Origin of the sequence: Roseateles sp. (assembly GCF_039929605.1) — a bacterium.
In the GTDB taxonomy this organism is placed as follows: Bacteria; Pseudomonadota; Gammaproteobacteria; order Burkholderiales; family Burkholderiaceae_C; genus Pelomonas.
This window is the reverse complement of the sequence record NZ_JBDSQX010000105.1, coordinates 1-22,087: the sequence shown is the minus strand read 5'-3', so window position 1 is coordinate 22,087 and position 22,087 is coordinate 1. Positions and strand designations below refer to the sequence as shown.

Genomic DNA, 22,087 nt, shown 5'->3' with positions numbered 1-22,087 from the left:
GTTTCCATAAAAGAAGTTTGGTGCCGCCACAAATGCCGAGGGTGACAGTGGGGGTGGAAAGTGTGGCCATGACGGGCTCCTTGGGTCAGGTAGTGGCTCGCCGGGGATTGGCTTGCCTGCCTGTACTGACGCAAGGGCGTCTGCTCAAGGATCATGGCGGTGAATGTTCACCTGCGAGGGGCAGCCTGAATCCGGCGGTCGGGCGCGCCCGAGGGGCTGGCGAGGCGGGTCGCTGGCAAGGCGCGAAGACGCGGTGGGCTCGTGCCCACAAGGAGGAGCAACGCCGCCAGAGGCACGAAGCGCCAGACCAGCGGGTGAGTCCGGCCGTCGGGTTCAGGCTAGTTAGTGCCGAATATCTTGTCGCCAGCGTCGCCCAGGCCCGGGATGATGTAGCCCACCTCGTTGAGGTGGCTGTCGATGGCGGCCGTCCAGCAGCGCACATCCGGGTGAGCCGCTTCCAAGGCTTTCACGCCTTCGGGCGCTGCCACCAGCACCAGCGCGCGGATGTCCTTGCAGCCGCGCGCCTTCAGCAGGTCGACGGTGGCGATCATGCTGCCGGCCGTGGCCAGCATGGGATCGATGATGAGTGCCGTGCGGGAGTCCAGGTTGCCGACGAACTTGTCGAAGTAGTTCACCGGCTTCAGCGTCTCATGGTCGCGCGCGAGGCCGACGACCGACACCTTGGCGTTGGGCAGGATGTCCAGCACGCCGTCCAGCATGCCCAGGCCCGCGCGCAGGATGGGCACGACGGTCACCTTGCGGCCCGCGATCTGGTCGATCTCGGCGGGGCCGCTCCAGCAGTTGATCGTCGTCTTCTCCAACGGGAAGTCGGCCGTTGCCTCGTAGCAAAGCAGCCGCGCCACCTCACCGGTCAGCTCGCGGAACTTCTTGGTCGAGATGTCCGCCTCGCGCATCAGGCCGATCTTGTGCTTGACCAGCGGATGCTTGACTTCGATGACGGCCATGACGGGACTTCCTTTTTTTCTAAACAGTCAGAATTATCTGCGCTGGCGCAGGGCCTCATAAAGGCAGACCCCCGAGGCCACCGACACGTTCAGGCTCTCGACCGCGCCGGCCATCGGGATGCGCACCAGCTCATCACAGGTCTTGGCCGTCAGTTGCCGCATGCCCTCACCCTCGGCGCCCATCACGAAGGCGATCGGGCGTTTGAAGTCGACGTCGTAGATCGAACGCTCGGCCTGGTCCGACAGGCCGACGACCCAGATGTCGCGTTCCTTCAGCTCATTCAAGGTCCGTGCCAGGTTGGTGACCATCAAATACGGTACCGTTTCGGCCGCGCCGCTGGCGACCTTGGCCACCGTCGCGTTCAGGCCCACGGCGCGGTCCTTGGGGGCGACGACGGCGTGCACCCCCGCGCCATCGGCCACACGAAGGCAGGCACCGAGGTTGTGCGGGTCGGTCACGCCGTCCAGCACCAGCACCAGCGGCGGGCCTTCGACGGCGTCGAGCACGTCGTCGAGCGAATGCGGTTGCGCCAGTGCCTGGACCCGGGCGACCACGCCCTGGTGGCGCGGGCTGCCGGCGATCTGGCTCAGGCGCTCGTCGTTGCTCTCCACGAGTTTGGCGCCGGCTGCCTTGGCGCGCTCGACGAAGGCACGCATGCGTTGGTCGCGCCGGGAGGGGTCGAAATGCACCTCGGCGACCGAGGCGGGGTGGGTCTTGAGGCGGACGGTGACGGCGTGGAAGCCGAACAGGACGGACTTGGCAGAGCTCATGGCCTCATTGTCGCGGGCTGCTGGCGCCGCGCGTTCTCCATGACGTTCACGAAGCTGTCGGTCCAGAAGCGCGCGCTGTTCTTGGCGAGATGGTCCAGCAGCGCGTCGTGCGCCTCGCGCGTCACGCTGAGGTGCTCGGCGCCCACGCCGTGAAAGAGCAGGTTCACCAGCGCGTGCTGGGCCGCCGCCTTCTCGACCAGCGCGATCAGTTGCTCGCCCGTCATGCCTTCGACGAAGTAGACGGGCACGGCATACGGGTCGAGCGCGGCCGCGTCGGTGACCATCGCCGGGGTGGCCGCGCGGTAGGCGACGAAGTGAGGCTGCAGCGCCGTCACGAAGTCCTGGCCGCCGGCCTTCAGGTCCAGGCAGGGCGGCGTGAAGGTGCGCTTCGTCTTGCCGTCCAGGCTCTGTAGCCAGGTGTTGGCGGCAATGACCTGCTCCTGCACGCCGGCCGGCGTCTGCTTGTCCAGGTCGCGGTGCGGCAGCACCCACTCACGGCCCGGCCCCTTTGCCGAGCAGCCGTGGAAGAGGCTGTGGTTGCCCAACTCATGGCCGGCTGCGGCGGCGGCCTTCCATTCGTTCTGGCGGGCCGGCAAGGTGGGCCCGTTGATGGGGATGTAGAAGCTCGCGCGCAGCCCGCGCTTGTTGAGCTGAGGGATGACGTGGTCGAGCTGGCTGTCCAGCGCGTCGTCGTAACCCAGCGTGACGGCCGCCTGCGCGCCGCCCGGCCAGGTGAAAGGCGCCGCCGTCGCAGCCACCGAAGCGAACAGGCCGAGCGCGGCCAGCATCATCTTTTTCATCGTTCCTGTCTCCTCAACGAACCGCTTGAACGGCCATCAACGCGCCGATGAGCACCGGCTGATGAAGCATGTAAAAACTCAGCGACCAGCGCCCCAGCAGGGCAAAAGGCCGGGGCGCACTGCCCTGCCACATGCGGGGCCGCCAACGCGTGGCCACAAAGCCCAGCAGCATGGCGCCCAGCCAGGGCAGCACGGGCACGTAGTCCTCGGTCACGGGCTTGTGCGTGACGAGGCCGAGCCAGTTCGTCCAGCGCGTGTCGAAGGCCGGGTGCTGGACGAACTGCGGCAGCGCAACGGCGAGCACCGCCAGCGCCAGCAGCGCCGCATTGGGCAGCCGCGCGAGGCCCAGGCGCAGCAGCAACAGCATCACTGCAATGCCGTGCAGCACGCCGAAGCTGATCCAGCTGTCGGGGAACATGAACCACGAGCCCAAGCTCACCAGCAGCGCACAGCCGGCGACCTGGCCCCAGCGCTTCCAGAACCGGCCTTGAGTCTGGCCGGCCAGCAGCGCCAACGCCTGCCCGCCGCCGGCGCAGAACAGGAACAGGCTGACGATGCAGGTGCGCTGCCAGGTCCAGACCGGGTCGCGGTAGAAGTCCTGCTGGATCCAGCCGAAGTGGTTCAGGTCGAAGCCGAAGTGGAAGGCGGCCATCCAGACGATGGCGATGCCACGCAGCGCGTCGAGGCGGTCGGAGCGGCTGGGCGAGGCGGGGTCAACAGCCGGTGGCATCGAGGGTCAGCGTGGGGAGGAAGCGGCCGGATTCTGACCGTTCTGCCATTGCCGCTGCTGGCGGCGCGCCAGCCGCTCCTCGGCGATGCGGCGGCGCGCGATGCGGTCGCCCTCCTCCGGGTCGGCCGCGCTGTGCATGGCCTCGGCGCGCTGCCGGGCGGCGTCGCGCACGCGGTCGCTCAGCTGGGTCTGCGCGGCCTGGGCCTCGCGGCTGATGTCCCAGTCGCCCTCGCGGTAGCGACCCTGGCCGCTGCGGCACTGGCGCACGCGGCGCATCTCGTCCTGCAGGAACTGCCGCTCTGCGTCGCCCAGCGTTGTGGAGTTGCCGCGCGTCTCCATGCCGCGAAGCTCGCCATCGCCGGGGCAGGCATTGCCTGCGGGAGCCTGCGGCACAGAAGCCGCAGGTGGCCGGCCCATGGCCGCATCGACGACCTCGGGCTTCATCGCGTCCACCACATTGGGCTGCAGGTTGCGCTCCGCCAACGGCTTGCCCGTCTGCGGGCAGGGCTTGTCGCTGAACACCACCTTGCCCGCCACCTCGCACTTCCAGACCTGCTGCGCCCATGTGCTCGACACGGGCAGGCACAGCGCCAGGCACAGCCGCATCAACAACCCTGCCCACCTCATATCTCCGACCAAAATGCGCACCATCGCAACCGCTCCTTCGCTCGCTTCATGTCCAAGCGTCTGCTCGCTCTAGCCCTCATCGTATGGCTGGCCGCCGGGTCTGCCGAGGCCCAGAACAAGGCTGCCCAGCCGCGCGCCGTCAGCGCCCGCGCCGCGCTGGACGCCGAGGAGTTGAACAACATCGGCGTGTTTAAACGCGTCAGCCCGTCGGTGGTGCACATCACCACGCTGTCCGTGCAAAGAGATTTCTTCTCGCTGCGCACCAGCGAGCAGCCCAGCGGCACGGGCACCGGCTTTGTCTGGGACGAGGCCGGCCACATCGTCACCAACTTCCACGTCATCCAGGGCGGCGACCGCGCCACCGTCACGCTGGCCGACCAGAGCAGCTACCCGGCCAAACTGGTGGGCGCCTTCCCCGACCGCGACCTCGCCGTGCTGCGCATCGAGGCGCCGCGCGACAAGCTACCGGCCATCGCGGTCGGCGCGAGCCGCGACCTGCAGGTCGGCCAGAAGGTCTACGCCATCGGCAACCCCTTCGGCCTGGACCAGACGCTGACCACCGGCATCGTCTCGGCGCTGAACCGTGAGATCGAGTCGGTCACGCGGCGCACGATCAAAGGGGCGATCCAGACCGACGCGGCCATCAACCCGGGCAACTCGGGCGGGCCGCTGCTGGATTCGGCGGGGCGGCTGATCGGCGTCAACACAGCCATCTACAGCCCGAGCGGGGCGAGTGCCGGGATCGGGTTTGCCATTCCCGTGGACGAGGTCAACCGCATAGTGCCGCGGCTGATCCGCGACGGGCGCTTCATCCGGCCGGCGCTGGGTGTGACGTCTGGCCCGGAGAACCTTGGCAAGGCGCTGGGCGCGCCCAAGGGCGTGCTGCTCGTCAACGTGGCGGACGGCAGCCCGGCGGCGGCGGCTGGCTTAAAGCCGTTTGGGCGGGACCGCAGCGGGCGCATCGTGCAGGGCGACGTCATCACGGCCGTCGAAGGGCAGGCGGTGGCGGACTTGGACGACATGCTGTCGCTGCTGGAGACGCGGCAGATCGGGGAGAAGGTGACGCTCACCGTCTGGCGGGCGGGGCAGACGCGGAAGGTGGCGGCGACGCTGGGGAGTTCGGACTGACGACAGAAAAGGGACCGCTACTAGCAGCTACCCTGCGCACTCCCTCGAACCACCCGCTTTCCTTCAGTCTGCAGACTGACAACACGTTGACTCCTCGACATGCATCAATTGAAGCCCCTGGAAGATTGCATTCTGGAACGCTACCAATACCTGCTCGATGAGTTTGAACATGACAACTTCGCTTCGGAGATCGTTGCTGGATTCGTTGACTACGGCGCTGGCTGTATCGCCATGTTCAAAAGGCTACATCCTGAAGTGCCACTCCTGGAGTTACGCCCGTTCTTTGGTCAGCAGGACGATCCTCGCCCCCTTCAGAGCACCAATGAAGCCGCTTTTTGGGTGCACGATCTGGCGCGCCAGCTAGAGCAAGATCTTCGAGAGAAGCAGCAGCAAGCATCTGGGAGCACCTAACCCAACACGGGCTGGTAACACGCCGCAAGCAGCCCGGCCACGGTCCCTAGCTCGTAAAGTAGCGCCCCTCGCCCGAGGCGCAACACGCGCCGGGCTCAGCCAGACAGACCACAGGACGACACCCCATGGGCGCGCAATGGAAAGCCAAGCACAAAGACCTCGCGTCCAACGCCAAGGGTCGGCTGTTCGGCAAGCTGGCCAAGGACATCATGATTGCCGCGCGCAGCGGGGCTGACCCGAAGGACAACGCGCGGCTGCGGCTGGTGGTGGAGCAGGCGCGCAAGGTGTCCATGCCCAAGGAGACGCTGGACCGCGCCATCAAAAAGGGCGCCGGGCTGACCGGTGAAATCGTCCACTTCGAGCACGCGATCTACGAAGGCTTTGCGCCGCACCGCGTGCCGGTGATGGTGGAGGTGCTGACCGACAACGTGAACCGCGCCGCGTCGGACATGCGCGTGCTGTTCCGCAAGGGCCAGCTCGGCACGTCGGGCTCGGTGAGCTGGGACTACGACCACCTCGGCATGATCGAAGCCGAGGCCACCACGCCGGGTGCCGACGCCGACACCGCCGCCATCGAGGCCGGCGCGCAGGACCTGCTGCCGGCCGACGAAGACGGTGTGACGGTCTTCCTGACCGACCCGACGGACCTCGACCTCGTCAGCCGCGCGCTGCCGGCCCACGGATTCACGGTGCTAAGCGCCAAGCTGGGCTACCGGCCCAAGAACCCTGTCGACCCGGCGAGCCTGAATGCCGAGCAGCTGGAGGAGGTGGAGAGCTTCCTCGCCGCGCTGGACGACAACGAGGATGTGCAGAACGTCTACGCCGGGCTGGCCGGCTGATCGACAACCGGCTCCGGCTGCAACCCGACGAACGCCTCCACATGACCCTGCCCCAGCATTCCCTCGCGAAGGTGGCCGAGCGACGCAATGTCGATGCCCGGACGTTCCAGGACGAGATCCTTCCCGCCAACCAGCCGGTCGTTCTGCGCGGCGTGGTCGACCACTGGCCGGTGGTGCAACAGGGAAAGACGTCAGCCCGAGGCGTCTGCGAATACCTGATGCAGTTCTACCAGGGCAAGCAGGTGCCGCTGCTGATCGGCGACCCGGCCAGCAAGCGGCACATCTTCTACCAGGACATGATGGCCGGCCTGAACTTCGAGCGCCGGCCCGCCACCATCTTCGACGGCATGCGGCTGCTGCTGAGCCAGGTCGACGTGGCCGATGCGCCGGCGATCTACATGGAGTCGCTGCCCGTGGCCGACTGCCTGCCCGGTTTCACCGCCGCGCATGTCATGCCGCTGCTGGGCGACACGGTGTCGCCCAACATCTGGATCGGCAACGCGGTCAAGGTGCAGACACATTACGACCTGATGCGCAACCTGGCGTGCGTGGTCGCCGGGAAGCGGCGCTTCACGCTGTTCCCGCCCGAGCAACTGCCCAACCTCTACGTCGGCCCGCTGGACTTCACGCCCGCCGGCACGCCGCTGAGCATGGTGCCGCTGGACAACCCGGACCTGCAGCGCTACCCACGCTTCACGCAGGCGCTGGCGGCCGCGCAGGTGGCCGACCTGGAGGCAGGCGACGCGCTCTACCTTCCCTACGGCTGGTGGCATCACGTCGAGTCGCTGGAGCCCTTCAACATCCTCATCAACTACTGGTGGACCGAAAAGCAGCCGCCGGTGCCCAACTACGACGCGCTGCTGCACGCGGTACTGGCCTTCCGCGACCTGCCCGCCGAACAGCGCAAGTTCTGGCAAGGCATGTTCGACTATTTCGCCTTCGAGACCCACGGCGAAGCACTCGCCCATCTGGCGCCCGAGCATCGCGGGCATATGGGGCCGATCACGCCGGAGAAGGCGGCGGCCATCAAGGCCATCCTGGCGCAGTCGTTGGGCAGGCCCTAACCGGGATTGGCAGCGGCCTCGATCAGCCACTGCTCAAACGCCTTCACCGCCGGCCGTGACTTGGCCGCCGGGTCGACGATGAGGCGATAGGCCCGCGCCGACGCGATGCCGGCATCGAACGGCGTGACGAGCTGGCCGCTGGCCAGCAGCGCGTCCACCAGCGGCCGGCGCCCCAGCGCCACGCCCTGCCCCGCGATCGCCGCAGCAATGGCCTCGGAGTAGCTCGAAAAGCTCAAGCGCGCCGCCGGCCGCAGGTCGCTCAGGCCCCAGGCGCTGAGCCAGGGCTCCCATTCGGCCGGCATGCCGGCGCTGTCACCGTCCATGGCCAGGTGCAGCAGCGTGTGCCGGGCCAGGTCGGGCGGCTCGCGCAGCGGCAGGCCCAGCTCGCCCACCAGGCGCGGGCTGCAGACGGGCAGCATGGATTCGGCAAAGAGCTGTTTGCCCTGGCCTGTGCCGATAGGGCTGTAGCGGATGGCGAGGTCGAAGCCCTCGCTGGCCAGGTTGCGGTTGCCCAGGCCGGCGTCCAGGCGCACGTCGATGCCCGGGTGAGCGCGCGTAAAAGCCGTCAGGCGCGGGATGAGCCACAGCGACGCGAAGCCGGGCGTCGTCGTCAGCGCGAGCAGCTGGCGCTGGTGGGGCTCACGCACGGTGCGCACGGCCACGCGCAGCGTGTTCAGCGCGATGGCGCAGGCGGCGTAGAGGCGCTGGCCGTCTTCGGTGAGCGCCAGCGCGCGGTGGCGGCGCTCGAAAAGGGTGACGCCCAGTTCGTCTTCCAGCCCACGCATCTGCCGGCTCATGGCCGACTGCGTGACGAAGCGCTCTTCGGCTGCCTGCGTGAAGCTCAGGTGCCGTGCGGCGGCCTCGAAGGAGGCCAGCAGCTGCAGCGGCGGCAGGCGGTCGATCGGCTTGGTTGACATGTTCTGAAGGAATGTGAAGCCTTCCGAATCATCGTTTGTCTGTAAGGCGGCTGGCAATCAGCATTCGGCCCATGCCATGCCCACAAGGCATGCAAAGGAGCCTGACATGCTGATCGACGTCCCCCACACCCGGCTGCTGCTGCAACGCGGCCAGACCTCGCGCCTGCCCGAGGCGCGCGCCGCCCACCTGTGCAGCGCCGAGGGCACGCTGTGGATCACGCTGGACCACGACTCCCGCGACATCGTGCTGGAGCCCGGCGAGTGCTTCATCGTGCCGAACGACCGGGGTGTGACCATCAGCGCGTTGAGTTCACGGGCCGTGCTGGACCTGCGGCCTGCCGAGACGCGGCCATGACTGCCGGGCTGGCACTCGCGCCCCTTGCCGCCGACGAGGCGCAGCGCTGGGCCCTGCCAGGCGAGCGCGTGGCTTGGCTGCGGCCGCTGCGGCACGAAGATGTCTGCGCGGAGCAGCGCTTCTTCAACGGCCTGTCGCTGGACTCGCGCCACCAGCGCTTCCACGTCGGCCTGCGCGAGCTGAGCCCGGCGCTGTTGAAACTGTTGACCGACGTGGACCAGCACCTGCACCGCGCCTGGGTCGTGGAGGCCGACACGCCAGGCCGGCCCGTCATTGCCGATGCACGCTTCGTCTGTGATCCTGACCAGCCGGCCACCGCCGAGTTCGCGCTGGCCGTGGCCGACGACTGGCAAGGCCGTGGGCTGGGCCGGCGTTTGATGGCCCACCTCATCGCCGACGCGCGCCGCCACGGCGTGCAGCGGCTCTACGGCGACGTGCTGGCAGGCAACCGCCGCATGCTGGCGCTGATGCGGGAGTTCGGCGCGCGCCTCCAGGCGCACCCGGACGGCGCCCAGCTCGTGCGCGGCACGCTGGCCCTGAACAAGGTCCGACATTAATCCATCAACTCGGGACATAGATTGGCCGCAATCAGACACAAGTCACTGTCATACATTTGATTTTTAAAACTGATTCAGGACAAAATTCAGGACACAACGCCTGAAGCCATGTCCGCCGATCTGCCCAGCCTCGAACGCCTGCTCCGCCCGCGCGGCCCCATGGGTCTGGCGGAGATTGCCGCGAGCCTGGGTTGCTCCACCAAGACGGCCCAGCGGCTGATCGCCACGGCCGGCGATGCCGCGATGGCCGCCGGCCAGACGCGGCGCCGACGCATCGCCTGGCGGCGCGAGATTCGCGGCCTGCGCGTCGAGGCGCCGGTCTACCGCATCGACGCCGAAGGCCGGCCACAACGGGTGGGCGTGCTGAGGCCGATCTGGCCGCAGGGCTGCCATCTGGAGGGCATCGCACCCGCTCGGCCCACGCAAATGCAGGCGACCGACGGCTGGCACGACGGCCTGCCCTACCCGCTCTACGACCTGCGGCCGCAGGGCTTTCTCGGCCGCGCCTTTGCACGCCGGCACGCGCCCGGCCTGAGTCTGCCGCCCGACCCGCGCGACTGGGACGATGACGCGCTGCTGCTGGGCTTGAGCGCCTTTGGCGACGACCTACCGGGTGAGCTGATCGTGGGGGACGCTGCGCTACGCCGCTTTCTCGACGCGCGGCTGAATCAAGCTTGGCCCATCTTTGAAGCCGAGTTGCTCGCCGCCTACACCGCCCTCGCCGCCCAGGCGATGGACGGCGGGTTGCCCGGCTCGTCGGCCGGCGGCGAGTTCCCCAAGTTCACTGCGGCACGTGAGCTGCCCGGCATGGTCACGCCGCACTGCGTCGTCAAGTTCAGCGGCGCCGACGACTCCGCCACCGTGCAGCGTTGGCGCGACCTGCTCGTCTGCGAGCACCTGGCCGCCGGGGTGCTGCGCGAGCAGTCCGCGCGCACGCGGCTGCTGGTGCACGAAGGCCGGCATTTCCTGGAGAGCGAGCGCTTCGACCGCATCGGCCCGCATGGCCGGCGCGGCGTCGTCAGCCTGGCAAGCGTCAACGCCGGCCTCGTCGGCGAGGCGACGGACGACTGGGCGCGCGTGGCCAAGGCCCTGGCCGGCCTGGGCCTGCTGAGCCCGCAGGACGCCGAGCGCGCCGCCGAGCGCCAGCTCTTTGGCCAGCTCATCGCCAACAGCGACATGCACGGTGGCAACCTGGGCTTCTTCCACGACGCGGCCGGCCTGCGCCTGGCGCCGAGCTACGACCAGTTGCCCATGCGCTACGCACCGCTGGCCGGCGGCGAGGTGCTGACGCCGCCGCTGGTGGCGGCGCTGCCCATGCCGGCGGAGCGCGAACGCTGGCAGCGCGTGGCGCCGCTGGCCCTGGCTTTCTGGCAGACCGCCGCCGAGGATCAGCGCATCAGCACGGGCTTCCGCGAGCTGTGCGCCGGCAACGCCGCGACGCTCGATCGCGCCATGGCCCTGGCATGAAGCGCTGGCTCATCGTCCTGTCGATGCTGGCTCTCGCCTTGGCCGGTTTGAGCCTGGCGGCCGGCGAATGGCTGACGCGGCCCGTTCGCACGGCCATCGGTGCACCGCCAGCAGGGCTCCATGCCGAAGCGGTCAGCCTCCCCTACGGCGAGGGCCAGCACCTCGCCGGCTGGTTCCTGCCCGGCCGCGCGGGCGAAGGTGCTGTGTTGATGCTGCATGGCGTGCGCGGCAACCGGCTGCAGATGCTGGAGCGCGCCCGCTGGCTGCAGCGGGAAGGCATGGCCAGCCTCATCGTCGACCTGCCATCGCACGGCGAAAGCAGCGGCGAGCGCATCAGCTTTGGCCGCCACGAGGCCCGGGGCGTGGAGGCCGCGCTGGCCTGGCTGCGGGCGCGGCTGCCGGGCGAGAAGGTCGGCGCCATCGGCGTGTCGCTCGGCGGCGCCTCGTTGCTGTTCGCGCAGCGCCAACCCGAGCTGGATGCGCTGGTGCTGGAGTCCGTCTACCCCAGCATCGTCGACGCCGTGCAGGACCGGCTGGCTATGCGGCTGGGCGCCGCCGGTGTGTGGGTCGCGCCGCTGCTGCTCGTGCAGTTGCCGCTACGCCTGGGCCTCAGCACAGATGACCTCAGACCCGTGGAAGCCATCGCCAGCGTGCGCGCGCCGCTGCTGGTCGCCTCGGGCACCGAAGACCTGCACACGCGCTGGCCGGAAACCGAACGGCTGTTCGCCGCCGCCAACGAGCCCAAGACGCTGTGGCCCGTGTCGGGCGCCGCCCATGTCGACCTGCATGCCTTCGACGCAGCGGCCTACGAGGAGAAGCTCGGCCCCTGGCTGAAAGCACACCTGCGCAAGTCCCCTTCCTGACAGGGCCAAGCGGCAGCCGGCAAGATAGCTGGATGTCTATGCTGCCCCCGCTCTCCATCCTCGACCTGGCGCCCGTCGTCGAAGGCGCCACCACCCGCGAAGCGCTGCTGAACAGCCTGGACCTCGTCAAGCTCGCCGACGAGCTGGGCTACACGCGCTACTGGGTCGCCGAGCACCACAACATGGAAGGCGTGGCCAGCTCGGCCACGGCGGTACTGATCGGCCAGCTCGCCGCCGCGTCCCAGCGCATCCGCGTCGGCGCGGGCGGCATCATGCTGCCCAACCATGCGCCGCTGACGATTGCCGAGCAGTTCGGCACGCTGGCCGAGCTGTTCCCGGGCCGCATCGACTTGGGGTTAGGCCGCGCGCCCGGCACCGACCGGCCGACGATGCGCGCGCTGCGCCGCAGCCTGGAAACCGCCGGTGAAGACAGCTTTCCTAACGACGTGCTTGAGCTGCAGAGCTACCTCGCCCCGGCCAAGGACGAGGCGCAAGTGCGCGCCGTCCCCGGCCAGGGCACCGAGGTGCCGATCTGGCTGCTCGGCTCCAGCCTCTACAGCGCCCAGCTCTCGGCCTATCTCGGCCTGCCATTCGCGTTCGCTTCGCACTTCGCGCCCGAGATGCTGATGCAGGCGCTGCAGGTTTACCGCTCGACCTACAAGCCCAGCGCCAGCCACGCCAAGCCGCATGCGATGGTGGGGCTGAACGTCGTCGTCGCGCCGACGGACGAGGAAGCGCAATTCCTCTTCACGTCGGCCCAGCAGCGTTTTCTCGGCATGGTGCGCGGGCGGCGCGGCAAGCTGCCGCCGCCGGTGGCAAGCATGGACGGGCTGTGGGCGCCGGCCGAGGCGATGCAGGTGGAACGCATGCTGAGCGAGTCCATCGTCGGCTCGCCGGAGACGGTGCGCGCCGGTCTGGCAGCCAGCGCCGAGCGCACCGGCGCAGACGAGTTCATCGTCGCCTGCGCCGTACACGACCACGCGGCGCGCCGGTGCAGCTACGAGCTGCTGTCGGGCCTGGCTTCGCTGGGCTGACGCGGCAGGCGCTGCAGCTGCACGCCGGCCAGCGTGGCATACAGCGGCGGTGACAGCAGCCGCGACACGCCGCTGGCCACCAGCGCGCAGGCCATCAGGCTGAGCACCATGGCGTGGCCGTCCACCATCTCCATGACGATGATGAAGGACGTCAACGGCGCCTGCGTGGTGGCGGCCAGAAAACCCACCATGCCCAGCGCGATGAGCGCGGGCGCGTGCGACTGGGCCGTGCCCGTGAACGCGGCCACATCCGCGCCCCAGGCGGCACCGATGGACAGCGAGGGCGCAAAGATGCCCGCCGGCACGCCGGACCACGCCGTCACCCAGGTGGCAATGAACTTGAGCGGCGCGTAAAGCCAGGAGGTGGCGCTGCTGGCGGAGCCGCCCTGCAGCAGCGCCTGCGTGTGCTTGTAGCCGCCGCCGAAAACGTCACCGCCGGTGGCGACGCCGATGACGGCCACGGCCAGCCCGCAGGCGGCTGCAAAGTGCAGCGGCCGCTCGCGCCGCCAACGCGTCAGCCGGCCGGGTACCGCACCAATCAGGCTGACCAGCAGCAGCCGCGAGAACAGGCCGCCCAGCAGGCCGCAGCTCAGCGCCAGCAGCAGGCCCGGCCACCACAGCGCGGCCGCCAGATCAGCCACGCGGATGAGGCCGAAATAGGCCACGTTGCCGTTGAGGGACACGCCCACCAGGCCGGCCAGCACGATGCCGGCGATGAGCAGGCCGGAGCTGCGCTGCTCGGGGCGGCGGGTCAGCTCCTCGATGGCGAACATGACACCGCCCAGCGGCGTGTTGAACGCCGCCGCAATGCCCGCCGCGCCCCCGGCGGCCAGCAGCCCGTGAACACTGACGGTGCTGCCCGCCGGCAGCCAGCGGCGCGCGGCGTGCATGATGCCGGCGGCCACCTGCACCGACGGCCCCTCGCGCCCAAGTGACAGGCCGCCCAGCAAGCCCCACGACGTCAGCAACACCTTGGCCAGCGACAGCCGCAGCGACACGAACAGGCCGCGCTCGTCGGGCGGCGTGGCGGTGTCCAGTGCGGCCATCACCTGCGGGATGCCGGAGCCGGCCGCGCCCGGCCACCAGCGGAGCGTGGCGGCGACGATGAGCACGGTGCACAGCGGCGTCCAGATCAGCGGCGCCCACCACCAGATGTCGCGGCCATGCGTGAAGAGCTCCAGCGCCCAATCGCCCAGCCAGGTGAAAAGCACGATGCACAGGCCGGCCAGCGCCGCGAAGGCAATGACCAGCGCCCGCGTGAGCCACAGGCGCCAGTCCGACAGCTCTCGCTGGACACGCGGCAACGGGTCATGGGGCTTCATGGGGCTTCATGGGTGAGAGTCCGTCATTTGATGCGCTGCTTTTCGAGCTTGCGCGCCAGCGTGCGCCGGTGCATGCCCAGCCGCCGCGCGGTCTCGCTGATGTTGAAGTCGGTCTCGGCCAGCACCTCGTGGATGCGTTCCCATTCCAGCGTCTTGATGGACGCCGTCTGGCGCTCGGTCACTTCCACGTCGACATCGCCCTGCTTGCGCGCGAACGCGGCATCGATGTCATCGGTGTTGGCCGGTTTGGCGAGGTAGTGGCAGGCGCCGAGCTTGATGGCTTCCACCGCCGTGGCAATGCTGGCGTAGCCCGTCAGCACGACGATGAGCACCTCCGGGTCCCAGCCGTGCAGGAACTGCACACAGGTCAGGCCCGAGGCGCCGCCGGCGAGCTTGAGGTCGACGACGGCGTGGCCCAGTTCCTCGTCTTCGGGCAGGCCGTCAAGCACCGCCTTCATGTCGTCCAGCCCCGTCGCGCGCAGCACGCGCCAGGCCCGGCGCTCGAAGGAGCGCGTCAGCGTGCGGGCGAAGCTGTCGTCGTCTTCGACGATGAGCAGCAGACGGTCTTCTTCAGTCATGGCCGGGGGATTGTCTGGGCAGCAGCGAAGCCAGCGGCAGCGTGAGGGAGACCTCGGCACCGCCCTCCGGCCGGTTGCGCGCCTCCAGCCGGCCGCCCAGCGTGCGCGCCACATTGACCGACAGGAACAGGCCCATGCCGCGGCCGGGCTGGCCCTTGCTGCTCTGGTAGGGCTCGCCGAAGTGCTTGAGCCGCTCGGCGTCGAAGCCGGGGCCTTCGTCGAGCACGCTCAAGGAGAGCATGCCGCCTTCGGGGCATGAAGCCAGCAGCGTCAGCGGCGCGCCCGGCGCGGCCTCGGTGGCGTTGTCCAGCAGGTTGGCGACGACCTGCTGCAGCGCGCTGTCCGAAATGATGTCCACCTCGGGCAGGCCCTCGCTGTGCAGCGCCAGTGCTGCGTTCGGGTGAGCGGCACGCCACTGGCCGGCCAGGCCGTCGATGAAGGCCTGCAGCGCCGTCAGCTGCGGCGCCTCGCCGCGCATCTCGCCGGCCGACATCAGGATGCCCGTGACGATGGCCTTGCAGCGCAGGATCTGGCGCTGCATCTCCTCGATCTCCTCGCGCAGCTCGGGCTCGCCGGCAAACGGTGCCATGTGCGCCCAGTCGCCGAGGATGACGCTGAGCGTGGCCAGCGGCGTGCCCAGCTCATGCGCGGCGCCACTGGCCAGCAGGCCCATGCGCACGATGTGCACCTCCTCGGCGGCGCGCTGCTGCGCTGCGGCCAGTTCGGCGTCGCGCTGGCGCAGGTTGCGGTTGATGCGCACGATGAAGACGCTGAGCAACGCTGCGTTCAGCACAAAGCAGATCAGCAGGCCACCGAGGTAGTTGGGCGACAAGGTCGTCGCCACCGACGGGTCCAGTAACAGCGGCCGGTGCCACTGCGTCAGCACGATGAAGCCGGTCAGCGTGCTCAGCACGATGGCGGCAAGGTAGGCCGGCCGCAGCAGCACGGAGGCGACGGCCACCTGCAGCAGGTAGAGATAGATGAAGGGGTTGTCGCTGCCGCCGGCGAGGTAGAGCTGGCCGGTCAGCACGCCCACGTCGACGAGCAGCGCGATGCAGAGCTCGATCTGCGAGACGGGATGCGTGAGGCGGTTGCGCCACAGGCTGAAGAGGTTGAAGGCGACGAGCACGCCCAGCAGGCTGAGCATTTCGGCCCAGGGCAGCACGATACCCAGCCCGACATGCACGACCAGCACGGTGGCGAGCTGGCCACCCACGGCCAGCCAGCGCAGCTCGATGAGCTGGCGCAGGTTGGCGCGGCCGGCGCGGCGCTCGGGCGCAATGGCGACGGGCTCGATGGTGGAGGAGGCGGACGTGGTCAAAGCGGAGTGCGCCGGCGCTCCTCGCGGACGAGATAGCCGGCCGCAGCGGCCGCCATGGCCGCGAGCGCCAGCCAGGTGGCGGCGTAGACGGCGTGATTGTTGGCGAAACGGATCACCGTCAGGCCGGGGCGCGGATAACGCAGGGGCTGGGCGGGGTCGGCGGACTCGTCGACGAAGTAAGGCGCGACCTTGTCGGCCAGCCCCAACTGGGCCGCGATGCCCGCCACATCGCGCGAATACCAGCGCCCCTCGGCCGGCACGTTGCTGCGCAGCGGGCCGCCGCCGGTCTCGGTCAGGCGCAGCAGGCCGGTCAGCTCGACGGGGCCGTTTGGCGCAGCGTGCAATTCGGGCGCGCGCTGCTCGGGAGGCACGAAGCCACGGTTGACGAGCACGGCCGTGCCGTCGTCCAACCGCAGCGGCGCCAGCACCCAATGGCCGCCGCCAAGTTCGGTCGTCGCCTGCACCAGCACCTCACGCGGCTCGAACTGGCCACGCAAGCGCAGGCGGCGGTACTCGTCGGCCTTGGAGACCGGGTCGGCAAAGGCAGGCGGCGCAACCGGCTCGGCATGGACTTGCCGGTCGACGCGGGCGATGAGGTCCTGCTTCCAGCCCAGGCGCTGGAACTGCCAGGCGGCCAGCGCGAGGAAGCCCACGCTGGCGAGAGCCGCGCTAACGATCAGAGCGATCCGCGCGGCGCGATTCATCAGGGCATGTTGCGCATGGCCGCCGGGTCGGGCGTTGGCATCATGTTCGCGTTCATGTGATACATGACCCAGACCGAACCGGACAGCATGATCACCACCAGGGCCGCCGTGAACAGCAGCGCGAGCAGCGACCAGCCCTGCTCCACCTTGGCGTTCATGTGCAGGAAATAGATCATGTGCACGACCATCTGCACGGCCGCGAAGCCGAGGATGACGAAGCCGGTCATCTTGGGGCTGGGCAGCACCTTGGCCATGACCAGCCAGAAGGGAATCGCCGTCAGCAGCACCGACAGGATGAAGCCGGTGGCGTAGCCCTTGTAGCTGACGTGGAAGTCGCCATCGTCGTGGTGATCGTGCGAATCGTGAGCGTGGTCGGCCGCCATCACAGCACTCCCATCAGGTAGACGAAGGTGAAGACGCCGATCCAGACGACGTCCAGGAAGTGCCAGAACATCGACAGGCACATCAGGCGGCGGCGGTTGGCCGGCGTGAGGCCGAGCTTGCTCACCTGCACCATCAACGTGACCAGCCAGATGCAGCCGAAGGTGACGTGCAGGCCGTGCGTGCCCACCAGCGTGAAGAAGCTGGACAGGAAGGCGCTGCGCTGCGGGCCGGCGTCCTCGTGGATGAGGTGGTGGAACTCGAACAGCTCGATACCCAGGAAGCCCAGGCCGAACAGGCCGGTGATGGCCAGCCAGGCGAGCACCTGGCTCTTGCGCTTGTTCTGCATCGCGATCATCGCGAAGCCATACGTGATGGACGAGAACAACAGCAGCGCGGTGTTGGCGGCCACCAGTGGCAGGTCGAACAGGTCGGCGCCCGACGGGCCGGCCGCGTAGGAGCGGCCCAACACGGCGTAGACGGCGAACAGCACCGCGAAGATGAGGCAATCGCTCATCAGGTAGAGCCAGAAGCCCAGCATGGTGCTGGACTCGGGGTGGTGGCTGCAGGCGTCGTAGAAGACCACCGGCGCGCCGTCGGGTTGAGCAGTCAGGGATGCGGTCATGTCATGAACCCGTTCAGGCCAGCGCCGCGAGGGCGCGGCTGCGCTCGTCCTCGGCCAGCGTGACGGCGTCGGCCTCGATGTGGAAATCGCGGTCGTAGTTGAAGGTGTGGACGATGGCGGCGATGACGGTGGCCGCGAAGCTTGCCGCGGCGATCCAGTACATATGCCAGATCAGCGCAAAGCCCATCGCCGTGGCCAGCATGGCGATGATGAAACCGGCGCCGGTGTTCTTCGGCATGTGGATGGAGACGAAGCCCTTCAGCGGCCGCTCGGCGCCGCGCTGCTTCATGTCGTACCAGGCGTCCATCCCGTGGGCGATGGGCGTGAAGGCGAAGTTGTAGGCCGGCGGCGGCGAGGAGGTGGACCACTCCAGCGTGCGGCCGCCCCAGATGTCGCCTGTCACGTCGCGCAGTTCCTTGCGCCGCATGATGCTGACGCCGATCTGGATCAGGAAGGCAGCAATGCCCAGCGCCACGATGCCGGCGCCGATGGCGGCAACGACGAAGTACGGCTGCAGCGACATGTCATCGAAGTGGCTGACGCGGCGCGTGATGCCCATCAGGCCCAGCACGTACAGCGGCGTGAACGCGACCCAGAAGCCGATGAACCAGCACCAGAACGAGACCTTGCCCCAGAAGGCGTCCAGGCGGAAGCCGAAGGCCTTGGGGAACCAGTAGTTGATGCCGGCGAAGGCGCCGAACACCACGCCGCCGATGATGACGTTGTGGAAGTGGGCGATCAGGAACAGGCTGTTGTGCAGCACGAAGTCCGCCGCCGGCACGGCCAGCAGCACGCCCGTCATACCGCCGATGCTGAACGTGACCATGAAGCCCACGGTCCACAGCATCGGCACCTCGAACTTGATGCGGCCGCGGTACATCGTGAACAGCCAGTTGAAGATCTTGGCGCCCGTCGGGATCGAGATGATCATCGTCGTGATGCCGAAGAAGCTGTTGACGCTGGCACCCGAGCCCATCGTGAAGAAGTGGTGCAGCCAGACGAGGTAGGACAGGATGGTGATGACGACCGTGGCGTAAACCATGGACGCGTAGCCGAACAGCTTCTTGCGGCTGAACGTGGACACCACTTCCGAGAAGATGCCGAACACCGGCAGCACCAGGATGTAGACCTCGGGGTGGCCCCAGATCCAGATCAGGTTCACGTAGAGCATGGCGTTGCCGCCGAGGTCGTTGGTGAAGAAATTGGTGCCGAGGTAGCGGTCGGCCGTCAGCAGCGCGAGCGTGGCGGCCAGCACGGGGAAGGTCGCGACGATCAGCACGTTGGTGCACAGCGACGTCCACGTGAAGACGGGCATCTTCATCATCGTCATGCCCGGCGCGCGCATCTTGATGATGGTCGCTATGAGGTTGATGCCCGACAGCGTCGTGCCCACCCCCGCGATCTGCAGTGACCAGAGGTAGTAGTCCACGCCCACGTCAGGGCTGGCCAGGATGCCCGACAGCGGCGGGTAGGCCAGCCAGCCGGTCTTGGCGAACTCGCCGATGAACAGCGACATCATGACGAGCACGGCGCCACCGGCCGTCATCCAGAAGCTGAAGTTGTTCAGGAAGGGGAAGGCCACATCGCGCGCGCCGATCTGCAGCGGCACGACGTAGTTCATGAAGCCGGTCACGAAGGGCATCGCGACGAAGAAAATCATGATGACGCCGTGCGCCGTGAAGACTTGGTCGTAGTGATGCGGCGGCAGGAAACCGGCACCCTCGCCGAAGGACATGGCTTGGTGGGCGCGCATCATCAGCGCATCCGCAAAGCCGCGCAGCAGCATCACGATGCCCAGGATGATGTACATGATCCCGATCTTCTTGTGGTCGATGCTGGTGATCCACTCGCTCCACAGGTGGCCCCAGAGGCGGAGCTTGGTGATCAGCCCGAACATGAGCAAGCCGCCGATGGCGACCGCGATGAAGGTGGCGATGAGGATGGGCTCGTGCAGGGGCAGCGACTCCCAGCCCAGCCGGCCGAGGATGGGGTGGAGCTGGTCAGCAGCCTGGTGCTGCGCGACAACGGCGTTGGACATGGTCAGCTGCTCTTAGTTCTTGGACGCGTTCGCGACGTTCGTGCCGTTGCCCGCGCCGGCTTCGATCTCGATGGGCAGGCCGAGCGGATTGGTCGGCGTGCACAGCGCAGCGACAACGTAGCGGTCCCGCTTGTTGCCGTCGGCGTCGCGCCAGGTGCTGCGCATCGTGCTCGCCACGCTGCCCTTGCCGGCGCCGCCGGCCGCGTCGATGGCCATCATCTGGCTGGCGCACATCTTCTTGCCGTCGACGCAGCGGTCGACGATGGCGCCCCACAGGCCCGGCTCCACGCTGGCGAAGCGGCGGATCGGTTCCTTGTTGCTGGGCTGTTCGAGCTTGAGGTAGTCGGCCCGGCTCAGTGTGTTGCCGCCGGCCTTGTTGGTCTCGACCCAGCGCACGAAGTCTTCGTTGCTGAGGCCGTGAAACTTGAAGCGCATGTCCGAGAAGCCCGCGCCGCTGTACTGGGCCGACAGGCCGTCATACACGCCGGCCTTGTTGATGACGGCGTGCAGCTGCGTCTCCATGCCCGGCATCGCGTAGATCATGCCGGCCAACGCCGGCACGTAGAAGGTGTTCATGACCGACGTCGACGTGAAGCGGAAGTGAATGGGGCGGTCCACCGGCGCGGCCATCTCGTTGACCAGCGCAATGCCCTGCTCGGGATAGATGAACAGCCACTTCCAGTCCATCGCGACCGCGTAGACCTCCAGCGGCTTCACGTCGGCCGCTACCGGCCGGCCTTCGGCGATGCGGTCCAGCGGGCGGAAGGGATCGAGTTTGTGCGTGCTGATCCACGTGATCGCGCCCAGCGCAATGATGATCAGAAGCGGCGCGCCCCAGATGATCAGCTCCAGCCGGGTGGAATGGTCCCAGTCCGGCGAGTAGGTCGCCTCGGTGTTGGACTGGCGGTAGCGGTACGCAAAGAACAGCGTCAGCGCGATGACCGGCACGATGATCAACAGCATCAGCAGCGTCGACGTGACAATCAGCTGTGCTTGTTGCCCGGCGATGTCGCCATGAGGCTTCATCACGACCCAATCGCAGCCACACAAAGCGAAGCTGGCTGACAAGGCCAGGGTGCGGGAAAGGAGAAACTTGGTGGGGTACATCCTGAGGTGCCCGCAAGGGTTAACGATCTTGCACGCTGCGACGGAATGTAAGTTGATTGAGGCAAATCAACGATTGGACATTTTGTCCTAGGCAAAGACGGAGACAGGCCCTAAATGGCAATGAGCAGTACCCTCCCCACCCCCCAGTCCGGCCCGCTGACCCAGCGCAGCGACGAGGACCTGGCACCCGGCGACATCGCAGTCGGCGTCATCATCGGCCGCGCGTCCGAGTATTTCGACTTCTTCGTCTTCGGCATCGCCTCGGTGCTGGTCTTTCCGCAGGTGTTCTTCCCCTACGTGGACCGCCTGACCGGCACGCTCTACGCCTTCCTGGTGTTCGCGCTCGCGTTCCTCGTCCGCCCTGTCGGCACGCTGATTGGCATGGAGATCCAGCGCCGCTTCGGCCGCTCCACCAAGCTGACGGCCGCCCTTTTCCTGCTCGGCTGCTCCACGGTCGCCATGGGCCTGCTGCCGAGCTTTGCCGAAGCCGGCAGCACCGCCATCGTGTTGCTCGCGCTGTGCCGCGTCGGCCAGGGCCTGGCGCTGGGCGGCTCCTGGGACGGCCTGCCCTCGCTGCTGGCGTTGAATGCACCGCCGGCCCGCCGCGGCTGGTACGCCATGCTGGGCCAGCTCGGCGCGCCGCTGGGCTTCTTCGTCGCCTCGGGCGTGTTCCTGTACGTCTACAGCAGCCTGGATGCCAAGGACTTCCTGTCCTGGGGCTGGCGCTTCCCGTTCTTCACCGCCTTCACGATCAACGTCGTCGCACTGTTTGCTCGCCTGCGCCTCGTCGTCACGCACGAGTACGAGAAGCGCATGGAAGAGCATGAGCTCGACCCCGCCCATCTGCACGAACTGATCCCCGCCCAGGGCCACCACATCGTCATCGGCGCCTTCGTGGCCCTGGCCAGCTACGCTCTCTTCCACCTGGTCACGGTGTTCCCGCTGTCCTGGGTCGCGCTGTCCGACGAGCAGGGCATCGAGGGCTTCATGAAGATGGAGTTGCTCGGCGCCGCCTTCGCTGCCGCCGCAATGCCCATGTCCGGCCTGATCGCCGACAAAGTGGGCCGGCGCAACTTCCTGGGCACGCTGGCCCTCGCGATCGGCGTATTCGCGCTGTTCGCGCCGCTGATGCTGGGCGGCGGCAAGCCCGGCCAGGCGGCCTTCATCCTGATCGGCTTCGTGCTGCTGGGCTTGTCCTACGGCCAATCCGCCGGTTCTGTCACGTCCAACTTCCTGCCTCACTTCCGCTATACGGGTGCGGCGCTGACGGCCGACTTCGCGTGGCTGCTGGGTGCGGCCTTCGCGCCTGTCGTGGCCCTCTTCCTGTCCTCGCGCTTCGGCCTGGTGTCGCTCAGCCTCTACCTGCTGTCGGCGGTGGTCTGCACGCTCGTGGCGCTGCGAGTGAACAAGCGGCTGCAGACGGCGGCGGTGGTGCAGGACTGAGCGCATGCAGCTCGGATCAAGGCGGGCCCCGGCCCGCTTT

24 protein-coding genes are annotated in these 22,087 nt (G+C 68.1%); 10 read left to right on the top strand and 14 right to left on the bottom strand.

Features of this window, described 5'->3' with window-relative positions; all coding sequences use genetic code 11:
• Positions 1–338: 338 nt before the first annotated feature.
• Genes upp through ABIS05_RS14635 form a run of 5 tightly spaced genes read right to left on the bottom strand, consistent with a single transcriptional unit; the run spans position 339 to position 3,917 of the window.
• Complete coding sequence (upp, locus tag ABIS05_RS14655; protein WP_348012370.1) at positions 339–965, bottom strand: uracil phosphoribosyltransferase; 627 nt, start codon at positions 963–965, stop codon at positions 339–341.
• Positions 966–998: 33 nt separating this feature from the next.
• On the bottom strand, positions 999–1,736 hold the full coding sequence (rlmB, locus tag ABIS05_RS14650) for a 23S rRNA (guanosine(2251)-2'-O)-methyltransferase RlmB (RefSeq protein ID WP_348012369.1): 738 nt from the start codon (positions 1,734–1,736) through the stop codon (positions 999–1,001).
• A complete protein-coding gene (locus tag ABIS05_RS14645; protein WP_348012368.1) occupies positions 1,733–2,536 on the bottom strand; it encodes a polysaccharide deacetylase family protein in 804 nt (267 codons plus the stop codon). The genes rlmB and ABIS05_RS14645 overlap by 4 nt, the downstream gene beginning before the upstream one ends.
• A gap of 13 nt (positions 2,537–2,549) precedes the next feature.
• Positions 2,550–3,266 carry a heparan-alpha-glucosaminide N-acetyltransferase gene (locus tag ABIS05_RS14640; RefSeq protein ID WP_348012367.1) on the bottom strand — a complete coding sequence of 239 codons (717 nt, stop codon included), beginning with the start codon at positions 3,264–3,266 and terminating at the stop codon, positions 2,550–2,552.
• A 6-nt stretch (positions 3,267–3,272) separates the two neighbouring features.
• Positions 3,273–3,917, bottom strand: coding sequence for a hypothetical protein (locus ABIS05_RS14635; RefSeq protein WP_348012366.1), 645 nt, complete (start codon positions 3,915–3,917; stop codon positions 3,273–3,275).
• A 24-nt stretch (positions 3,918–3,941) separates the two neighbouring features.
• Between ABIS05_RS14635 and ABIS05_RS14630 the strand changes: the two genes are divergently transcribed.
• The 4 genes from ABIS05_RS14630 to ABIS05_RS14615 all read left to right on the top strand — a co-directional run bounded on the left by ABIS05_RS14630 (position 3,942) and on the right by ABIS05_RS14615 (position 7,335).
• On the top strand, positions 3,942–5,021 hold the full coding sequence (locus ABIS05_RS14630; RefSeq protein WP_348012365.1) for a trypsin-like peptidase domain-containing protein: 1,080 nt from the start codon (positions 3,942–3,944) through the stop codon (positions 5,019–5,021).
• 99 nt (positions 5,022–5,120) lie between these two features.
• Positions 5,121–5,432, top strand: coding sequence for a hypothetical protein (locus ABIS05_RS14625; protein ID WP_348012364.1), 312 nt, complete (start codon positions 5,121–5,123; stop codon positions 5,430–5,432).
• Positions 5,433–5,557: 125 nt separating this feature from the next.
• On the top strand, positions 5,558–6,271 hold the full coding sequence (locus ABIS05_RS14620; RefSeq protein ID WP_348012363.1) for a YebC/PmpR family DNA-binding transcriptional regulator: 714 nt from the start codon (positions 5,558–5,560) through the stop codon (positions 6,269–6,271).
• Between the two features lie 41 nt (positions 6,272–6,312).
• Complete coding sequence (locus tag ABIS05_RS14615) at positions 6,313–7,335, top strand: cupin-like domain-containing protein (protein WP_348012362.1); 1,023 nt, start codon at positions 6,313–6,315, stop codon at positions 7,333–7,335.
• On the opposite strand, the gene gcvA is transcribed toward ABIS05_RS14615, so the two are convergent.
• Positions 7,332–8,252, bottom strand: a complete 921-nt coding sequence (gene gcvA, locus ABIS05_RS14610) for a transcriptional regulator GcvA (RefSeq protein WP_348012361.1) — start codon at positions 8,250–8,252, stop codon at positions 7,332–7,334. The two genes, ABIS05_RS14615 and gcvA, sit on opposite strands and share 4 nt — an antisense overlap.
• Before the next feature lie 106 nt (positions 8,253–8,358).
• Here gcvA and ABIS05_RS14605 point away from each other — a divergent pair, with 106 nt between their 5' ends.
• From ABIS05_RS14605 to ABIS05_RS14585, 5 genes are all read left to right on the top strand, one after another.
• Positions 8,359–8,607 (top strand): DUF2917 domain-containing protein, encoded by a 249-nt coding sequence (locus ABIS05_RS14605; RefSeq protein WP_348012360.1) that lies wholly within the window; start codon positions 8,359–8,361, stop codon positions 8,605–8,607.
• Complete coding sequence (locus ABIS05_RS14600; protein WP_348012359.1) at positions 8,604–9,164, top strand: GNAT family N-acetyltransferase; 561 nt, start codon at positions 8,604–8,606, stop codon at positions 9,162–9,164. The genes ABIS05_RS14605 and ABIS05_RS14600 overlap by 4 nt, the downstream gene beginning before the upstream one ends.
• A 108-nt stretch (positions 9,165–9,272) precedes the next feature.
• Positions 9,273–10,631 (top strand): type II toxin-antitoxin system HipA family toxin YjjJ, encoded by a 1,359-nt coding sequence (yjjJ, locus tag ABIS05_RS14595; RefSeq protein WP_348012358.1) that lies wholly within the window; start codon positions 9,273–9,275, stop codon positions 10,629–10,631.
• Entirely contained in the window at positions 10,628–11,494 is an 867-nt protein-coding gene (locus tag ABIS05_RS14590) for an alpha/beta fold hydrolase (protein ID WP_348012357.1), read from the top strand. Before yjjJ ends, ABIS05_RS14590 begins: the two co-directional genes overlap by 4 nt.
• Positions 11,495–11,535: 41 nt before the next feature.
• Positions 11,536–12,528 (top strand): LLM class flavin-dependent oxidoreductase, encoded by a 993-nt coding sequence (locus tag ABIS05_RS14585; RefSeq protein ID WP_348012371.1) that lies wholly within the window; start codon positions 11,536–11,538, stop codon positions 12,526–12,528.
• On the opposite strand, the gene ABIS05_RS14580 is transcribed toward ABIS05_RS14585, so the two are convergent.
• From ABIS05_RS14580 to cyoA, 8 genes are read right to left on the bottom strand one after another with little or no spacing between them, the layout of a single operon-like run.
• Positions 12,492–13,850, bottom strand: coding sequence for a chloride channel protein (locus ABIS05_RS14580; protein ID WP_348012356.1), 1,359 nt, complete (start codon positions 13,848–13,850; stop codon positions 12,492–12,494). The two genes, ABIS05_RS14585 and ABIS05_RS14580, sit on opposite strands and share 37 nt — an antisense overlap.
• A 23-nt stretch (positions 13,851–13,873) precedes the next feature.
• Entirely contained in the window at positions 13,874–14,428 is a 555-nt protein-coding gene (locus tag ABIS05_RS14575) for a response regulator transcription factor (protein ID WP_348012355.1), read from the bottom strand.
• Positions 14,421–15,749 carry an ATP-binding protein gene (locus ABIS05_RS14570; protein ID WP_348012354.1) on the bottom strand — a complete coding sequence of 443 codons (1,329 nt, stop codon included), beginning with the start codon at positions 15,747–15,749 and terminating at the stop codon, positions 14,421–14,423. Before ABIS05_RS14570 ends, ABIS05_RS14575 begins: the two co-directional genes overlap by 8 nt.
• Positions 15,746–16,453 (bottom strand): SURF1 family protein, encoded by a 708-nt coding sequence (locus ABIS05_RS14565; protein WP_348012353.1) that lies wholly within the window; start codon positions 16,451–16,453, stop codon positions 15,746–15,748. Before ABIS05_RS14565 ends, ABIS05_RS14570 begins: the two co-directional genes overlap by 4 nt.
• Positions 16,453–16,836 (bottom strand): cytochrome o ubiquinol oxidase subunit IV, encoded by a 384-nt coding sequence (gene cyoD / locus ABIS05_RS14560; protein WP_348012352.1) that lies wholly within the window; start codon positions 16,834–16,836, stop codon positions 16,453–16,455. The genes ABIS05_RS14565 and cyoD overlap by 1 nt, the downstream gene beginning before the upstream one ends.
• Complete coding sequence (cyoC, locus tag ABIS05_RS14555) at positions 16,836–17,459, bottom strand: cytochrome o ubiquinol oxidase subunit III (RefSeq protein ID WP_348012351.1); 624 nt, start codon at positions 17,457–17,459, stop codon at positions 16,836–16,838. The genes cyoD and cyoC overlap by 1 nt, the downstream gene beginning before the upstream one ends.
• A gap of 13 nt (positions 17,460–17,472) precedes the next feature.
• Entirely contained in the window at positions 17,473–19,497 is a 2,025-nt protein-coding gene (gene cyoB / locus ABIS05_RS14550; RefSeq protein ID WP_348012350.1) for a cytochrome o ubiquinol oxidase subunit I, read from the bottom strand.
• A 12-nt stretch (positions 19,498–19,509) separates the two neighbouring features.
• Positions 19,510–20,604 (bottom strand): ubiquinol oxidase subunit II, encoded by a 1,095-nt coding sequence (cyoA, locus tag ABIS05_RS14545; protein ID WP_348012349.1) that lies wholly within the window; start codon positions 20,602–20,604, stop codon positions 19,510–19,512.
• A 120-nt stretch (positions 20,605–20,724) separates the two neighbouring features.
• Here cyoA and ABIS05_RS14540 point away from each other — a divergent pair, with 120 nt between their 5' ends.
• Positions 20,725–22,047, top strand: coding sequence for an MFS transporter (locus ABIS05_RS14540; protein ID WP_348012348.1), 1,323 nt, complete (start codon positions 20,725–20,727; stop codon positions 22,045–22,047).
• The last annotated feature ends 40 nt before the right edge of the window (positions 22,048–22,087 follow it).

Coding starts and splice junctions, on each gene's coding strand:
- yjjJ (WP_348012358.1), top strand. CDS start 9,273: ATGTCCGCCGATCTGCCCAGCCTCGAACGCCTGCTCCGCCCGCGCGGC.
- ABIS05_RS14605 (WP_348012360.1), top strand. CDS start 8,359: ATGCTGATCGACGTCCCCCACACCCGGCTGCTGCTGCAACGCGGCCAG.
- upp (WP_348012370.1), bottom strand. CDS start 965: ATGGCCGTCATCGAAGTCAAGCATCCGCTGGTCAAGCACAAGATCGGC.
- ABIS05_RS14565 (WP_348012353.1), bottom strand. CDS start 16,453: ATGAATCGCGCCGCGCGGATCGCTCTGATCGTTAGCGCGGCTCTCGCC.
- ABIS05_RS14625 (WP_348012364.1), top strand. CDS start 5,121: ATGCATCAATTGAAGCCCCTGGAAGATTGCATTCTGGAACGCTACCAA.
- ABIS05_RS14540 (WP_348012348.1), top strand. CDS start 20,725: ATGAGCAGTACCCTCCCCACCCCCCAGTCCGGCCCGCTGACCCAGCGC.
- cyoD (WP_348012352.1), bottom strand. CDS start 16,836: ATGGCGGCCGACCACGCTCACGATTCGCACGATCACCACGACGATGGC.
- ABIS05_RS14640 (WP_348012367.1), bottom strand. CDS start 3,266: ATGCCACCGGCTGTTGACCCCGCCTCGCCCAGCCGCTCCGACCGCCTC.
- ABIS05_RS14645 (WP_348012368.1), bottom strand. CDS start 2,536: ATGAAAAAGATGATGCTGGCCGCGCTCGGCCTGTTCGCTTCGGTGGCT.
- cyoC (WP_348012351.1), bottom strand. CDS start 17,459: ATGACCGCATCCCTGACTGCTCAACCCGACGGCGCGCCGGTGGTCTTC.
- cyoA (WP_348012349.1), bottom strand. CDS start 20,604: ATGTACCCCACCAAGTTTCTCCTTTCCCGCACCCTGGCCTTGTCAGCC.
- ABIS05_RS14575 (WP_348012355.1), bottom strand. CDS start 14,428: ATGACTGAAGAAGACCGTCTGCTGCTCATCGTCGAAGACGACGACAGC.
- ABIS05_RS14620 (WP_348012363.1), top strand. CDS start 5,558: ATGGGCGCGCAATGGAAAGCCAAGCACAAAGACCTCGCGTCCAACGCC.
- ABIS05_RS14630 (WP_348012365.1), top strand. CDS start 3,942: ATGTCCAAGCGTCTGCTCGCTCTAGCCCTCATCGTATGGCTGGCCGCC.
- rlmB (WP_348012369.1), bottom strand. CDS start 1,736: ATGAGCTCTGCCAAGTCCGTCCTGTTCGGCTTCCACGCCGTCACCGTC.
- cyoB (WP_348012350.1), bottom strand. CDS start 19,497: ATGTCCAACGCCGTTGTCGCGCAGCACCAGGCTGCTGACCAGCTCCAC.
- ABIS05_RS14600 (WP_348012359.1), top strand. CDS start 8,604: ATGACTGCCGGGCTGGCACTCGCGCCCCTTGCCGCCGACGAGGCGCAG.
- gcvA (WP_348012361.1), bottom strand. CDS start 8,252: ATGTCAACCAAGCCGATCGACCGCCTGCCGCCGCTGCAGCTGCTGGCC.
- ABIS05_RS14590 (WP_348012357.1), top strand. CDS start 10,628: ATGAAGCGCTGGCTCATCGTCCTGTCGATGCTGGCTCTCGCCTTGGCC.
- ABIS05_RS14615 (WP_348012362.1), top strand. CDS start 6,313: ATGACCCTGCCCCAGCATTCCCTCGCGAAGGTGGCCGAGCGACGCAAT.
- ABIS05_RS14635 (WP_348012366.1), bottom strand. CDS start 3,917: ATGGTGCGCATTTTGGTCGGAGATATGAGGTGGGCAGGGTTGTTGATG.
- ABIS05_RS14580 (WP_348012356.1), bottom strand. CDS start 13,850: ATGAAGCCCCATGACCCGTTGCCGCGTGTCCAGCGAGAGCTGTCGGAC.